This window comes from Dongia rigui (genome assembly GCF_034044635.1).
Classification (GTDB): Bacteria; Pseudomonadota; Alphaproteobacteria; order Dongiales; family Dongiaceae; genus Dongia; species Dongia rigui.
In genome coordinates this window covers 2,276,687-2,291,763 of sequence record NZ_JAXCLX010000001.1, presented here as the reverse complement: position 1 = coordinate 2,291,763, position 15,077 = coordinate 2,276,687, and the positions used below count along the sequence as shown (strand labels likewise).

The 15,077-nt window shown below is 63.2% G+C and carries 12 protein-coding genes; 10 read left to right on the top strand and 2 right to left on the bottom strand.

The window, feature by feature from the left end; all coding sequences use genetic code 11:
- The first annotated feature begins 27 nt into the window (after positions 1-27).
- A complete protein-coding gene (locus tag SMD31_RS10650; RefSeq protein WP_320500809.1) occupies positions 28-2,736 on the top strand; it encodes a glycosyltransferase in 2,709 nt (902 codons plus the stop codon).
- Positions 2,737-4,344, top strand: a complete 1,608-nt coding sequence (locus SMD31_RS10645) for a glycoside hydrolase family 17 protein (protein ID WP_320500808.1) — start codon at positions 2,737-2,739, stop codon at positions 4,342-4,344. It abuts the gene before it with no gap.
- Here the strand turns inward: SMD31_RS10645 and SMD31_RS10640 are convergent.
- Positions 4,322-4,705, bottom strand: coding sequence for a hypothetical protein (locus SMD31_RS10640; protein WP_320500807.1), 384 nt, complete (start codon positions 4,703-4,705; stop codon positions 4,322-4,324). The two genes, SMD31_RS10645 and SMD31_RS10640, sit on opposite strands and share 23 nt — an antisense overlap.
- Positions 4,706-4,940: 235 nt before the next feature.
- On the opposite strand from SMD31_RS10640, the gene SMD31_RS10635 reads away from it, so the two are divergent.
- The 8 genes from SMD31_RS10635 (at position 4,941) to SMD31_RS10600 (ending at position 14,367) form a co-directional block, all read left to right on the top strand.
- Positions 4,941-5,834 (top strand): MurR/RpiR family transcriptional regulator, encoded by an 894-nt coding sequence (locus tag SMD31_RS10635; protein WP_320500806.1) that lies wholly within the window; start codon positions 4,941-4,943, stop codon positions 5,832-5,834.
- A 68-nt stretch (positions 5,835-5,902) separates the two neighbouring features.
- A complete protein-coding gene (locus SMD31_RS10630) occupies positions 5,903-7,495 on the top strand; it encodes an ABC transporter substrate-binding protein (RefSeq protein ID WP_320500805.1) in 1,593 nt (530 codons plus the stop codon).
- 148 nt (positions 7,496-7,643) lie between these two features.
- Positions 7,644-8,570, top strand: coding sequence for an ABC transporter permease (locus SMD31_RS10625; protein WP_320500804.1), 927 nt, complete (start codon positions 7,644-7,646; stop codon positions 8,568-8,570).
- Positions 8,571-8,580: 10 nt separating this feature from the next.
- The gene (locus SMD31_RS10620) at positions 8,581-9,468 is read left to right on the top strand and encodes an ABC transporter permease (protein ID WP_320500803.1); all 888 of its coding nucleotides are present in this window, start codon (positions 8,581-8,583) and stop codon (positions 9,466-9,468) included.
- A 4-nt stretch (positions 9,469-9,472) separates the two neighbouring features.
- The gene (locus tag SMD31_RS10615) at positions 9,473-10,432 is read left to right on the top strand and encodes an ABC transporter ATP-binding protein (protein ID WP_320500802.1); all 960 of its coding nucleotides are present in this window, start codon (positions 9,473-9,475) and stop codon (positions 10,430-10,432) included.
- Complete coding sequence (locus SMD31_RS10610; protein WP_320500801.1) at positions 10,429-11,388, top strand: ABC transporter ATP-binding protein; 960 nt, start codon at positions 10,429-10,431, stop codon at positions 11,386-11,388. Before SMD31_RS10615 ends, SMD31_RS10610 begins: the two co-directional genes overlap by 4 nt.
- A 13-nt stretch (positions 11,389-11,401) precedes the next feature.
- Positions 11,402-12,898, top strand: coding sequence for a M81 family metallopeptidase (locus tag SMD31_RS10605; protein WP_320500800.1), 1,497 nt, complete (start codon positions 11,402-11,404; stop codon positions 12,896-12,898).
- Positions 12,895-14,367, top strand: coding sequence for a diaminopimelate decarboxylase family protein (locus SMD31_RS10600; protein WP_320500799.1), 1,473 nt, complete (start codon positions 12,895-12,897; stop codon positions 14,365-14,367). The genes SMD31_RS10605 and SMD31_RS10600 overlap by 4 nt, the downstream gene beginning before the upstream one ends.
- Before the next feature lie 33 nt (positions 14,368-14,400).
- Here SMD31_RS10600 and SMD31_RS10595 read toward each other — a convergent pair whose 3' ends face one another.
- Complete coding sequence (locus SMD31_RS10595; RefSeq protein ID WP_320500798.1) at positions 14,401-14,937, bottom strand: PAS domain-containing protein; 537 nt, start codon at positions 14,935-14,937, stop codon at positions 14,401-14,403.
- Positions 14,938-15,077 lie beyond the last annotated feature (140 nt).

Here is a 15,077-nt window from a genome sequence, read left to right as displayed (position 1 = left end):
GGGCGGGCATTCGGGTTCGGGATTGAGATGCGTTTCAGTAACTGGCTTATCGGCCTTGCTCTGGCGGCCATGGTCGCCGCTGCCTGGTTCGTCCTGAACCCGACGGTGGAGAGCGATCCCTTCCAGGGTGATCTGCGCGGCGTCTCCTATTCGGCCTGGCGCCAGGATCCGACATCGCTGGCCAAGCGCGAGCCGACCATCGAGGAGATCCGCGAGGATCTGCAGCTGGTGGCCGGCCTCACGCGTTCGGTGCGCACCTATGAGACAAGCGGCATCTCCGCCCGCATTCCCGAAATCGCCGCCGAGATGGGCCTCAACGTCACGGCCGGCGCCTGGATCGATGCCGATAAGAAGGTCAATGAGGAGGAGATCGCCCGTCTCGTCGAGATCGCGCACAATGTCGGCAGCGTCAACCAGCTGATCGTCGGCAACGAATTCATCCACCGGCACCGCGACAAGGAAGAAGAGGCGAAGGCCGAACTCATCGGCTACATCCGGCGCGTGAAGGCGGAGAGCGAGCTGCCGGTCTCGACCGCCGAGCCGTTCGACCTGTGGCTAGAGAATCCGGACCTTGTCAACGAGGTCGATTACATCGCCATCCACATCCTGCCCTTCTGGAACGGCATCAATATCGACCAGGCGCTGAAATGGACCCTCGATCGCTATTACGCGGTTGCCAAGAAATATCCCGACAAGCGCATCCTCATCGCCGAAGTGGGCTGGCCCAGCGAAGGCCTGACGCGCTCGACGCTGCCTGAAGAAGGTCCGGAATACCAGGACAAGGGCGGCGCCGTCGCCTCACCGATCAACCAGGGTCTGTTCCTTCGCCGCTTCCTGGTCGAGGCCAAGAAAGCGGACATCGATTACAACGTGATCGAAGCGTTCGATCAGCCGTGGAAGATCGCGGTCGAAGGCGGCGTCGGCGCCTATTGGGGCCTGTGGAATGCCGACCGGCAGCCAAAGCCCGCGCTCCAAGGCAACCTCATCAACTTTGCCAATTGGCCGGCCTTCGCCATCGCCTCGGTCGTGATCGGCCTGCCCTTCGTGCTATTCCTGATGCGCACCGAACTGGGGATGAAACGGCGCGGGCGCTTCTTCGTCGCCATGCTGGGATATGGCGGCGTCATCACCGCCGTCCTCATCTATGCGCAATACAGCCAGCTTTACCTGACGCTTTATGACGTCATCGCCATGGTGGCGGTGGCGCCGGCCGTGCTGCTGCTGCTCACCATCTTCCTCATCGAAGGGTTGGAGATGGCGGTCAATCTGTGGCTGGGACAGTCAAAGCGCAGCCTGGTGCCGCCGCCCATCCATGCATCATGGAAGCTGCCCAAGGTGTCGGTCCATGTGCCGTGCTATAACGAGCCGCCCGACATGATGATCGAGACGATCCAGGCGCTGGAGCGGTTGGATTATCCGAATTTCGAAGTCCTCATCATCGACAACAACACCAAGGATGACGCGGTCTGGCAGCCGGTCGAGGCGTATATTAAATCCCTCAACCGGCCGAATTTCCGCTTCTTCCATCTGCCGAAATGGCCGGGCTTTAAGGCGGGTGCGCTTAACTACGCGCTGACCGAAACCCATCCGGAAGCCGAGATCATTGCCACCATCGACAGCGATTACATCGTGCGGGCGCGGTGGCTCTCGGATCTCGTGCCGCATTTCACCAACAGCCAAGTGGCCTTGGTGCAGGCGCCGCAGGATTACCGCGACGGGCATGAAGACCTCTTCAAGCGCATGTGCTTCTGGGAATATGCCGGCTTCTTCTATCTGGGCATGAAGAGCCGCGACGAGAAGAACGCCATCATCCAGCACGGCACCATGGCATTGATCCGCCGCTCGGCGCTGACGCAAGCCGGCGGCTGGGCGGAATGGTGCATCACCGAGGATGCGGAACTGGGCCTGCGCCTGTTCGAAGCCGGCCACAAGGCGGTCTATACCGAGAAGAGCTATGGCCGTGGCCTGATGCCGGACAGCTTCGACGCGTTCAGGAAGCAGCGCTATCGCTGGGCCTATGGCGCCATGCAGATCCTGAAAAGCCATTGGCGCGACCTGCTGCCCTTCATGGGCAAGCGCCTGGAGCCGGCGCAGCGCTATCAGTTCCTGGCCGGTTGGCTGCCCTGGATCGCCGATGGCCTGCAGATCTCGTTCATCGCGCTTGCTTTGGTGTGGACGGTTGGCATGATCGTCTGGCCGCAATACATCGCCCCGCCGCTCACCGTCTATCTCTTCGTCACCATCGGCATGTTCGCCTTCAAGGTCGGCAAGTCGTTCTGGCTTTATGCCCAGAAGGTGCCGTGCAGCATTTGGGACAATATCGGTGCGAGCCTCGCCGGCCTCGCCCTCTCTTACGCCGTCGGCAAAGCCGTCTGGCGCGGCATCTTCACCTCGAACCTGCCGTTCCACCGCACGCCGAAGATGGAGAATGCACCGGCGGCGCTGCGCGGCCTCGTTGCGGCGCGCGAGGAAACGGCGATCTTCCTGGCGCTGGTCGGCGCCGGCCTGTGGACGCTGGAAGCGCGCAGCATTGAACCCGCTGCGGTGCTGTGGGCGATCCTCCTCTTCGTGCAGTCGCTGCCATTCTTTTCGGCGCTGCTGCTCTCGATGATCAACGCGCTGCGCCTGGGCCAGCGCAGCGACGGACCGGAGACCTCGCTCATCAATGCGCTGGCTGTGGCGAGCGGCAAGGATGCGCCGGTCGAAACCAGCCCAGAGACCAAGAAGGCTGCGTAGATGCTGATGAAATGGGCGGGGCCGCTGCTGCCCGCCATCCTTGGCGTCATCGGCTTCTGGGCCTTTCTCGGCCGACCCGTCGAGCTGCCGCCGGCCCCCGAACCGAAGCTCCATTGCGTCAGCTACACGCCCTTTCGTGGCGACCAGACGCCCTATGACCGCAGCCTGGTCATTCCGCCCGAGCAGATTGCCGAAGACCTCGACCAGTTGAAGCCCATCACCGATTGCGTGCGCATCTACGCGACGGATCAGGGCCTTGATGCCACCGTTCCGCTGGCCGAGGAACGCGGCATGCAGGTGCTGCTCGGCATCTGGATCGGCGCCGAAGCCGCCATCTATGAGCCGCAGATCACGCGCGCGATCGCGCTGGCCAAGGCACACCCGAAGGCGATCAAGGCGATCATCGTCGGCAACGAGGTCCTGCTGCGCGGCGAGCAGAGCGGCGAGACGCTGGCCGCACTCGTGACGCGCGTCAAGCAGGCGACGGGACTGCCCGTCACTTATGCCGATGTCTGGGGCTTCTGGCAGAAGGCGCCGCGGGTCCTGGTCGATGCGGTCGATTTCATGACCATCCATATTCTCCCTTACTGGGAGGATGATCCGGCACCGTCGACCATGACCGTGCCGCATCTTGAATTTGCACTTGGCGAGATGCAGCGCCTTTATCCCGGCAAGAAGCTGATGATCGGCGAAACCGGCTGGCCCTCGGCTGGGCGCGCGCGCGAAGACGCCATCCCCTCCATCGTCGACCAGGCGCGGTATTTGCGCGACTTCCTCGTCTACGCCAAGGCCCATGATCTCGATTACAATTTCATCGAAGCCTTCGACCAGCCGTGGAAGCGCGCGCAGGAAGGCGCCGTCGGTGGCTATTGGGGCCTGTTCGATGGCAACCGCCATGCCAAGTTCGACTGGTTCAAGCCGGTCAGCAACCATCCCGACTGGCCGATGCTGGCCGCGATCAGCCTGGCGCTGGGCCTGGGCGCGCTTGGCATCGCCCGGCCACGCGCCGATGATTGGCGCGAAGCCCTCGCCCTCTCGTTTGCAGCGCTCGTTGGTGGCACGCTGATGACGCTACAGGCCGAGCGGGCGCATCTCATCTATGTGACGACGGCGGACCTGGCGGTGGAGGCCTTGCTGCTGGTGCAATCGGCGCTGGTGCTGATCCTGGGTCTGCGGCGGAACCTCGATTTCGCGACGGCGCCACTGGCCAGTGCTGCACGCTGGCTTATCGCCCTCGACACGCGGCCGCTGCCGATGGGGGCCCTGCTGCGGCTCATCGTGCTGCTGGGGGCCGGCACCATTGCGCTGGGCCTTGCCTTCGACAGCCGCTATCGCGGCTTCCCGCTTGCCACCTATGCGATACCGGCCTTTGCCTTCCTGCTGCTGCAGGCGCGTGCCGGCAGGCTGCTCGCCCCCGTGATCGACGGCCGCGAGGAGCGGGTCCTGTCGCTGGTCTATATGGGCTGTGCCGGTTTCATCGCCTGGTATGAAGGGCCGCTCAACTGGCAAGCCTTGAGCTTCTGCGCATTGCTGCTGATGCTGGCGCTTTCCATCGCCGGCGCCTGGCGCCGGCCAGCGCGCAGTCTCAGCGTCGTACCAGCCGCATAAGGGCAAGGAGCAGGCCGAAGGCGGCCGGGCCGGAATTATAGAGCGAGAGGCCGGCGCCCCCCGCCACGATGGCGACGACGATTGCCACCCGCCAGCCAAAGAACAGGGCGGCGAACCCGCCCAGCATCGCGGCCCAGGACCAGCCGCCAACATCGCCGATCTGCCACAGCAGATGGCGCGGGCCGCAATACCAAGCCGGGTCGGCGCTTTGGCACATGAGGCCGATCGGCGTCGATTGGATGAGGCCGTAGCGCCCATAGGCGCCAAAGCCGATCGCGGCCGCCAGCAGCAGAGCCCAAGGCCAGGCGCGCAAGGTCCAAGCCTTCAGCGTTGCGACAGTCAGTATGTTTTGGAAATTCACGAGCTGCACGCGTCCTCGATGCAATCGGCCATGCCCGTTTTGTAATGACGACAGGGCCCGCCCGCAAGCGCCGGCACTCCGGCTTTCCGCGCCATCCACATTTGATAGAAAACAATCACTATTGACAGTTTGCAAGAAAACTAGCGAAATGGATGCAACGAGGAGCCAGCGATAGACAGCGACGCGCGCAAGGCTTCCGGACGGCAACAGGGCCAAGAAACGACGGGCTGGGCATATGGCTGAAGCGAGCCGCAAATCTGTGCGCGAGCGGTTGAGCGCGTGCCTCGATGGCGCCACCAAGACCGAGAAGGCCATCGCCAGCTACATGCTGGCCAATCTTAACGGCCTGCCGTTCGAGAATGCGGCGACACTTGCTGAAAAAGTTGGCGTTTCAGAGCCCTCGGTCGGCCGCTTCTGTCGCACGATCGGCTACAAGCATCTAAAGGAACTGAAGGCCGATCTCCAAGGCGATATCGGCGACAAGCCCTGGCTGATCGGCGATCGGCTGAAGGATTACCGCGAACGCAGCCGCAAGGGCGATGACGAGTTGGCGCGCGGGCTGGAGATGGAAATCGCCGCCTTGGTCAGCAATTACGAGCTGGCCCATTCCAAGGAATGGAAGCGTGCCGTGAAGCGCCTGGCGCGCCTGCCGCATATCCATGTGGCCGGCTTCCAGACCGAACGGGGCCTGGCGCAATATCTGGTCAACCAGCTGCAATATCTGCGCCCCGGCGTGCAATTGCTCGATCTTGCCGGCGGCAATTTCTCCGAATTGCTGCTGGGCGATGTGAAGAAATCAGGCCTCATCCTCATCGAAGGGCGGCGCTATTCGCGCCTTGCCAAGGTGCTGGCCAGCGAAGCCAAGCGCGCCGGCATCCCCACGACCCTCTTCACCGACGCCTATTGCGACTGGGGCCGCGATCTGGTCGACGAGATGTTCGTCGTGCCGACCGACATCAATCAGTTCTGGGATGCGACCGCGCCGGTCGCCAGCCTGATCTCGCTCTTCATCAACAGCATCTTCAACGAGCTCGGCCCATCGGTCGAGACACGCATGAATGAAGTCTCGGCGCTTTACAGCCGCTTCATCGGCTATGTCGGCGATTCATCCGGCCCGGCAACCGCGTAGCGGCAAGCTCACAGATTCTACCAGACCACAAGCAACCACGACCCAAAACGACATAAACGGAGGCTTACGTGAAACACCAGTTACGCAAGGCATTTCTGGTCAGCAGCACCGCGCTGATGACGCTTGCCGGCGCCACTTTTGGCGCTTCCGGCATGGCTTGGTCGCAGGAAGCGACCTTCGTCTTCAACACCAATGAAGTGGGCGCCCCCACCTACAACCCGGTTAAGGCCAGCATGCTGAATGCGGCGACCGGGCTGATCTACGACACATTGGTCGTGCAGGATGCGGATCAGAGCTTCCATCCCAGTCTCGCCGCCTCGTGGGAAGAGGCGCCCGACGGCATGCAATGGGTCTTCCACCTGAAAAAAGGCGTCAAATTCCATGACGGTGAGCCCTTCAACGCGCAGGCCGTCGCCGACTGGGTCCAGACCTATATCGGCACCGACAACCAATACATGGTCGATGCGATCGAGAAGGTCGAAGCGGTCGACGACCTGACCGCCAAATTCGTCATGAAGCATCCGGAACCCAATCTTCTCTTCAACCTCTCCAGCACCTTCATGGGCATTCCGGCCCCCAAGGCCTATAAGGATCTCGGTGACAATTTCGGCGTGACACAGGCGATCGGCACCGGTCCCTACAAGCTGGAAAGCTTCGCCGTCGGCCAGGAAACCGTGCTGGTCCGCAATGACGATTACAATTGGGGCTCCGACCTCTCGGAGAACAAGGGTCCGGCCAAGATCGAAAAGATCACCTTCCGTGAGATCCCGGAAGAATCGACCGCGTTCCTGGAATTGAAGACCGGCGGTGTCGACCTGCTGCTCGGCGTGCCGACCGATTTCATCGGCGAGCTGAAGAAGGAGCCAAATGTGGGCGTCCTCACCTTGCCGGGCCTCGACGTCGCCTACATGCCGATCAACGTCACCAGCGCGCCGTTCGACGATATCAAGGTGCGCGAAGCGACGGCGTTCGCCATCAACCAGAAGGAAATCCTCGCCAACATCTATGGCGGTGTCGGCTCCGAGGCGCATAACTTCCTGATCAGCGCGCTGCCGGAATCGAAGGTCGATCCCAAGTTCGAGATCTCCTATGACCCGGCGCGCTCGGCCAAGCTGTTCGACGAAGCCGGCTGGAAGCTGGGCGATGGCGGCATCCGCCAGAAGGACGGCAAGCCCTTGAAGGTCAAGCTGTGGACCCAGTCCGACAGCGAATTCAAGCGCCTGACCGAGGCCGTGCAGGCGCAGCTGAAGGCGGTCGGCATGGATGCCGAGATCACCGTCTTCGATTCCAGCGCCATCAAGGACCAGTACAAGAAGAACGAGCATCAGCTGGCGGTGCGTTCCTATAACTGGAACAATGCCGACATCATCGACTGGTTCTTCAGCGGCCAGCGTCTCGGCTACCCGAACATCTCGATGTTCAACGATCCGAAGGCCGAGGAGCTGAACAAGAAGGCGATGACGGAATCGAAGACCGTCGAGGAGCGCGTCGCCAACTTCAAGGCGTATCACGAATACGTCCTGTCGCAGTTCCCCTTTGCCCCGATCTACCAGCCGGTGCAGAACATCGGCTACAACAAGGAGCGCCTGAAGCTCCCGGCCCAGATCCGTGGCACCCAGATCGGTTCGCAGTCCATCATGGACATGGAAGTGACTGAGTAAGGTCGACCATGTGGCACGCTCTTCACCATCGTCATCCCCGGGCTTGGCCCGGGGATCCACGAGTTTCGTTTACAGGCAAACTCGTGGATGCCCGCACCAAGTGCGGGCATGACGCAAGAGCATGCATATTTGTTGCAGGAACACCGGGATGTTGAGCTACATCCTGCGGCGGCTGTTGCTGCTCATCCCGGTTTTCCTCACTGTTTCCATCATCATCTTCGGCATCATCCATCTGGTGCCGGGCGATCCGGTCGACAATCTGGTCAAGATCGGATCGAGCCCCGAGCAGAAGGCGATCATCGCCGCCCGCTACGGGCTCGATAAGCCGCTCTATCAGCAATATTTCATCTGGCTCGGGCAACTGGCGCAGGGTGATCTCGGCAACGCCATCGTCATGCGGCGGCCGGTTGCCGATCTCCTTGCCCAGAACATTCCCTTCAGCCTGCGCCTTGGCGGTGCCGCTTTGCTGTTCTCGACCCTGCTTGGGATCGCTGCCGGCACGCTGGCCGCGATCTACAAGGACACGCGCATCGACCGCAGCGTCATGGCGGGCATTCTGCTGGGCTCCACCTTGCCGAGCTTCTGGCTGGGGCTGCTGCTCATCCTGCTTTTCTCCGTCGAGCTCGGCTGGCTGCCCGTTTCGGGTGCCCGCAGTTGGCAGGCCATCATCCTCCCCGTCCTCACCATAGGTCTTGGCGGCACGGCGCTGGTGGCGCGCGTCACCCGCATCGCCATGCTGGAGACGATGCAGAAGGATTTCGTGATGCTGCTCCATGCCAAGGGCTTGCCGGCGCGGCGCATTCAACTGCGCCACGTGCTGCGCCACGCCATGATGCCGGTCGTCACCATCCTTGGTTTGCGCATCGGCTGGATTCTGGGCGGTGCGGTGACGGTCGAATTCGTCTTTGCCCGGCCCGGGCTCGGCACGCTGCTCATCAAGGCATTGAACCAGCATGACTACCCGGTGATGCAAGGCTGCCTGCTGATGCTGGCCATGGCCGTGATGCTGGGGACCCTCCTCGGTGACATCGTCCAGGCGGCGATGGATCCGCGCGTGCGGCATGCGCTGACGTGAGCCTGCCGACATGACAAGCATTCCGATGAACGCCACATTTTCCCGCTGGCACGCCTTTCGCCGCTCGACGGCTGGCAAGGTGTTGCTGACGCCCAAGGGCGGCGTCGCCGGCGCCTACCTGTTGATCCTGGTGCTGGTGGCACTGCTCGCCCCCTGGATCACGCCCTATCCCTATGACGCGCAGGAACTGTCGATTGCGAGCCAGGCCCCCAGTGCCGCGCATTGGCTGGGCACCGACGAGTTCGGCCGCGATGTGCTCTCGCGCATCATGTATGGCGCGCGCACATCGCTGTCGGTCAGCATCACGGCGATCAGCGTCTCGGTCTTCATTGGCATGGCGCTGGGTGCTGCCGCCGGCTATTTCGGCGGCATGTTCGACCGCGGCGTCACCGCGGCGGTCGATCTTTCCTGGTCGTTCCCGGAAATTCTCATCGCCCTCATCCTGGTCGCCATCATCGGGCCGGGCCTCACCTCCACCATGCTGGCGATCGGCGTTGCCTATCTCGCCCAGTTCACACGCCTGACGCGCTCGCAGATCCTGGGCTTGAAGAACGAGACCTATATCGAGGCGACGCTCAACCTCGGCGCCGGGCATTTCCATGTCATCTTCCGCCATTTGATGCCCAATGCCCTGGCGCCGGTCATCATCTGCGGCATGCTGGCCACGGGTGACGCCATCATCCTCGAAGCGACGCTGGGCTTCTTCGGCCTCGGTGCACAGCCGCCGGTCCCGTCCTGGGGTGCCATGATGAGCGCCGGCTCGGCCCTCATCTTCAAGGCGCCCTGGGTCATCATCTTCCCCGGTCTTGCTGTCGCGGTAACGGTCGTGATGATCAATCTGTTCGGTGACGCCCTCATCCGCGCGCTCGATATCCGCGCCAAGCTCCGGGAGGGCTGAAGCCATGGCCCTCCTTGAGGTACGTGACCTTTCCATCAACATCCACGGCATCCGCCCGCTGGACGGGATTTCCTTCCATCTCGACAAGGGCGAGATCCTGGGCATCGTCGGGGAATCGGGTTCCGGCAAGTCGCTGACGGCCCTGTCGGTCATGGGACTGCTGCCGTTGATCGGCGGCAAGATCGAGCGTGGTTCGGTCAGCTTCGACGGCCAGGATCTGACGCATCTTGCCGAGGACGACTTTCGCAAATTGCGCGGCAAGCGCATCGCCTTCATCACGCAGAATCCGATGACCTCGCTGGATCCGGTAATGCGCGTCGGCGCCCAGATCGACCAGATGGCGACACTGCATCTGGGCCTCGACCCCAAGGCCGCGCAGGCGCGCAGCATCGAGATCATGGAACAGCTGCGCATTCCGGAAGCCGCCACCATCTATCACCATTACCCGCACCAGCTGTCGGGCGGCATGAAGCAACGCATTGTCATCGCCATGGCGCTGGCGGCCGATCCCGACCTCATCATCGCCGATGAGCCGACGACGGCGCTTGACGTCACCATCCAGGCGCAGATCGTCGATCTGCTGGCCGAATTGGTGCGCGAGCGGGGCGTCGCTCTCATCCTCATCACCCATGACATGGGCGTCGTGGCGCAGATCTGCGACCGCGTCGTCGTGCTTTACGCAGGTCGCATCGCCGAGAGCAACCGGGTGGATGCGATCTTCGCGGAGCCCCGCCACCCCTATACCAGCGCGCTCATCCGCTGCATCCCGCGCGAGGATACGGCACCAAGCAGCCTGGTCGGCATCCCGGGCGCTGTACCGAGCGTCGCACATTACCCGACCGGCTGCCGCTTCCATCCGCGCTGCGAGCGGCGCGGCGAGCCTTGCGGCACGGTCGTGCCAGCGCTCGTCCAGCCTGCCAGCGGCGGCGAACTCGCCTGTCATTTCCCCGCGGGTGCGGCATGAGCAATCTTCTGGAACTGCGCGGCCTCGACAAGCGATTCGAGAGCCGCAAGGGCCTCTTCGGTAAAACGCGCGCCATGATGGCCGTGAGCGGCGTCGATCTCGATGTGCCGCGCGGCCGGGTGACGGGCGTGGTGGGCGAGTCCGGTTGCGGCAAGTCGACCCTGGCGCGGTTGGTGCTGCGCCTCCTCAAACCGAGCGCGGGTGAGGTGATCTTCGACGGCACCGAATTGGGATCGCTGTCGCCGTCGGCCTTGCGCAACCTACGCCGGCGCATGCAGATGGTGTTCCAGGATCCCTATTCCGCCATCGATCCGCGCTATTCCATGGCGGAGGCGTTGCTGGAGCCGTTCCGCATCCAGGGCATCCGCCTTTCCGCGGCCGAGGCACAGGCGAAGGTTGCCGAACTACTGGCCATGGTGGGCCTCGGCGCACAGATGGCAGCATCCTATCCGCACCAGCTTTCCGGCGGGCAGCGGCAGCGCATCGGCATTGCCCGCGCCCTTGCCTTGAAGCCGGATTTTCTGGTGCTGGATGAGCCCACCGCCTCGCTCGACGTCTCGATCCAGGCGCAGATCGTGGCACTCCTCGAGCAGTTGCAGGCGGACCTTGGCCTGACCTATCTCTTCATCTCCCACGATCTCGGCCTGGTGCGGTATTTTTGCGACCGCATCGTGGTGATGTATCTGGGGCGCATCGTCGAGATTCTGCCCGAACCCAAGGCGCCGCCGCGGCATCACTATACGCGCACGCTGATGGACAGCAATTTTGCCCCCGACCCCGCGCAACGGCGCCAGATCAAGCGCCTGACCGGCGAGATCCCCTCCGCCTTCGACCTGCCCAAGGGCTGCGCCTTTGCCGCGCGCTGCCCGGCGGCGGATGACACATGCCGCCGCGTGCGGCCGGAGTTCACGACCGATGCCGCAGGCCATGCCCATGCCTGCCATCACCCCCTTTGACTGGAGTCGATTGATGTCATTGCGCGTTCTCACCGCCGAATTCGCCCACGAGACGAATACCTTCAACAAGAACCTCACCGATTACGCGGCCTTCGTCGATCGCAACGCCTATTTCGGCGCCGACGCGATCAAGGAACGGGGCGATGCCAATACCGAGCTTGCTGGCTTCCTCGATTGCGGCAAGAAATTCGGCTGGGAGATCGTGCATGTGCTTTCCGCCTCGGCCCAGCCCGCCGGCAACGTGACCCGTGATGCCTTCGACCGGCTGGGTGGCGCCATCGTCGAGGCCGCGAAAGCCGGCACATTCGACGGCATCCTGCTCAGTCTCCACGGCGCCATGGTGACGGAGTTCGACGAGGATGGCGAAGGCGTGCTGCTGGAGCGTCTGCGCGGCGTGGTCGGACCCGACATCCCCATCGCCATCACGCTCGATCTCCATGCCAATGTGACGCCCAAGATGTGCGCCCTTGCCAACATCATCGTCTCCTACAAGACCTACCCGCATGTCGACATGCGCGAGCGCGCGGTGCAGGCGGGCGAGATTCTGGAACGCGCGATGAAAGGTGCAATTGCGCCGGTCACGCTGCGCGTGCATCGACCGATGCTGGATGAAGCCAATGGCGGGCGCACCGATGTGGGGCCGATGATCGAGCGCCTCGCGCAATGCGTCGCCTATGAGGGTGAGCCGGGCGTGCTGGCGGTGAGCATCAATGCCGGCTTCGGCAATGCCGACATCAAGGATGTCGGTCCCACCGTGCTGGTGACCTATGACGCCAAAGCGGGCAATGTCGAAAAGCACCGCGCCTTTGCCGAGGGTATCGCCGAAGACATCTGGGCCAAGCGCTTTGATGTGCTCAATTACTACATGCCGGTCGAGGAAGCGGCGGCGATCGCCAAGGGATATGTGCGCAGCACCGGCCCGATCATCATTGCCGATTATGCCGACAATCCCGGCGGTGGCGGCTATGGCGATTCGACCAATCTGCTGAAGGCCCTGCTTGATGCCGGCGTGCGTGACGCGGCCTTCGGGCCGATCGTCGACAACGAGACGGCTGTTTACCTGCACAAGCAGCGCGTCGGAGAGAAAGTGAAGGTGCGCCTCGGCGGCAAGACCGATCCGCGCTTTGGCGGCGCGCCGCTGGAGCTTACCGTGACGCTGAAGCTCATCAGCGACGGTGTCTATACCGGCGACGGGCCGATGATTGGGGGGCTCAAGCATTCCTTCGGCCCCTCGGCAGTCATCGAGATCGACGGCATGGAGATCCTGGTCGTGACCGAGCCGGCGCAGATGCTGGATCTGCAGCAATTCAAGGCCTTCGGCATCGATCCCGCCCGGAAGACCGTCGTCGGCCTCAAATCCATGCAGCATTTCCGCGCCGCCTTCGAGCCGATCGCCGGCAAGGTCATCGTCTGCGACAGCGGTGCCCTCTGCACGACCTATTACGACCGCCTGCCCTACCAGAACGTGCCCCGGCCGATCTATCCGCTCGACCGGGAGATGACGCGATGAGCCTTCATGCGCAGCACGCCCTGCCGCCCTTCCTGACCGCGGATGGGGCGGATCTAGCGCTGGATGGGCACAATCTCGCTGGCCTGGCGCGGGAACACGGCACGCCGCTCTTCGTCTTTTCCGGCCGGCGGCTGGAGCACAATGCGCGCAGCATGCTGGCGGCAGCCAAGGGGGGTCACCCGCGCGCGCGCATCTTCTTTGCGAGCAAGGCCTGCTCCAACCTGCATGTCATCAAGCTGTTCCGGCGTGAAGGCCTCAATATCGAGGTCAATTCCGGCGGCGAAATGTGGAAGGCGCTCTCGGCCGGCTATCGCCCGGATGAGATCGTCTTCAATGGTGTGGCGAAATCGGTGCCCGAGATCGAGCAGGCGGTGAGCCTGGGGATCCAGGCCATCAATGTCGATTCCGCCTTCGAACTCTCACGCATTGCCGAGGTGGCAACGCGCCTGAGGACGACCGCGCGTGTCTCCCTGCGCGTCGTGCCGGGCATCGGCGGTGGCGCCACGGCCGGTATCCAGACCGGGTCGGAGAAGAGCAAGTTCGGCATGGGCCAGGCGGAACTCCGGGACGCGCTGGAGATTGCACGCGCGCATCCGACCGCCATCGACGTGGCCGGCATGCATCTCCATATCGGCAGCCAGGTGCTGGATCTGCCGGATTTCCTGGACAGCGTCAGCTTCACGGCCAGGCAGGCGCAGGAGATTGCAGCGAGCCTGGGGCGCCCCTTGCGCCACCTCAATCTCGGTGGCGGCTATCCGATCAATTACGTGCATCGCCGCAGCGGCGCCAATGCCGGGCGCGATTTCGACTACACCGCCTATAGCGCCGCGGAACCGGCCGCCGACATGCTGGAAAAGGTCGCGGCGGCAGCGTCAAAGGCGCTAGACCGGCAAGCGGAGATCTTCTTCGAGCCCGGGCGCGCCATGGTGGCAGATTGCGGGCTGCTGCTTTCTTGCGTCGAGAACAAGAAGCAACGCGGTCCCATGCCGTGGCTCTATCTCGATGCCGGCTACAACCTGCTGATCGATGCGGCGGCGGTGCGCTGGTACTACCATATGGTAAATGCCAGCCGCATGGATGCGGCGCCCGATGGCGAGTTCCGCGTCGTCGGGCCCTTGTGCGATTCCGCAGATTGCTTCTTCGATGTCGAGGGCGAATATCTGTGGGCGGATTTGCAGGCAAAGCTCAATGGTGTCGCCGGTGTGACACCGGAACTGTTGGCCGAGCTCAAGGCCAAGGTCGTGCGCCTGCCGGCGACGCGGTCGCTGCCCGCCTCGACCCGGCCGGGTGATCTGGTGGCGCTTCTCGATACCGGCGCTTATAGCCTGGAGGAGATGTTCCAATATTGCGGCCGCCAGCGCGCCAAGGCGGTGATGATCGGCACGGATGACGCCCTCGTCACGCTGCGCGAGCGCGATCGGGTGGAGGATCTGGTCGATGCCGCCGAGCGGATGGCGGCGGTAGGCTGACATCGCCTGGGCGCTGGCGGGCTGGTTGGGGGCCTAGCGGCGTGGCCGCTCATCCTCATAAATGGCGCAGCCGATGAGATGCTCGACGGCGTCCGCGGCACCCAGCAGCGGCAGCATCATGACGCCATAATGCACATGATCCTTGCTGCGTGATTCCCAGATCAGGGATTCGCGGCGCAGGCGGATCTCGCCGTCAATGGCTTCCATGTAATGCCGCTCCAATGTGGCAAGGACCGCCGGCTGGCCTATCGCGTCGAGATACATGCCGGGCCGCACCAATTCGCGCGCGGTGATTTCGCCACCCACCAGGCGAAAGCGATAGCGTAACCGCGTGTCGGCCAAGCCGTCGATATCCGTCCGCTCGATATCGACGAGAAAGATGCTGCCCAGCAACTCGGCACCCATCTCCAGCGGATCTACATCGCGCCGCCTCGGCCAGTGTCCAAGCCGACCGAAGAGATCCTGCCAATAGCCGAGAAACCGCCGCCACCGCCGATCCGCCGGCCCAGCCAGAAAGGCCGCCGTATCGGGGTCGATGACAAGAGGTTTTGCCGTTAGCGTTTGCACCATGAGATTCCGGTCCTCGGCGGCACTGATATGCCGCGACCATCATGTTCGAGCCATCGCGTCCTGGCAAATGCCAGCTTGCGCCGCCACAAAGAAAAAGGGCGGCCCGAAGGCCGCCCTTTGCAATCAACAGAACATCATTT

Excerpts from the sequence above, each read along its gene's own strand:
- SMD31_RS10650 (WP_320500809.1), top strand. The coding sequence starts at position 28 with ATGCGTTTCAGTAACTGGCTTATCGGCCTTGCTCTGGCGGCCATGGTC.
- SMD31_RS10645 (WP_320500808.1), top strand. The coding sequence starts at position 2,737 with ATGCTGATGAAATGGGCGGGGCCGCTGCTGCCCGCCATCCTTGGCGTC.
- SMD31_RS10635 (WP_320500806.1), top strand. The coding sequence starts at position 4,941 with ATGGCTGAAGCGAGCCGCAAATCTGTGCGCGAGCGGTTGAGCGCGTGC.
- SMD31_RS10625 (WP_320500804.1), top strand. The coding sequence starts at position 7,644 with ATGTTGAGCTACATCCTGCGGCGGCTGTTGCTGCTCATCCCGGTTTTC.
- SMD31_RS10620 (WP_320500803.1), top strand. The coding sequence starts at position 8,581 with ATGACAAGCATTCCGATGAACGCCACATTTTCCCGCTGGCACGCCTTT.
- SMD31_RS10615 (WP_320500802.1), top strand. The coding sequence starts at position 9,473 with ATGGCCCTCCTTGAGGTACGTGACCTTTCCATCAACATCCACGGCATC.
- SMD31_RS10610 (WP_320500801.1), top strand. The coding sequence starts at position 10,429 with ATGAGCAATCTTCTGGAACTGCGCGGCCTCGACAAGCGATTCGAGAGC.
- SMD31_RS10605 (WP_320500800.1), top strand. The coding sequence starts at position 11,402 with ATGTCATTGCGCGTTCTCACCGCCGAATTCGCCCACGAGACGAATACC.
- SMD31_RS10600 (WP_320500799.1), top strand. The coding sequence starts at position 12,895 with ATGAGCCTTCATGCGCAGCACGCCCTGCCGCCCTTCCTGACCGCGGAT.
- SMD31_RS10595 (WP_320500798.1), bottom strand. The coding sequence starts at position 14,937 with ATGGTGCAAACGCTAACGGCAAAACCTCTTGTCATCGACCCCGATACG.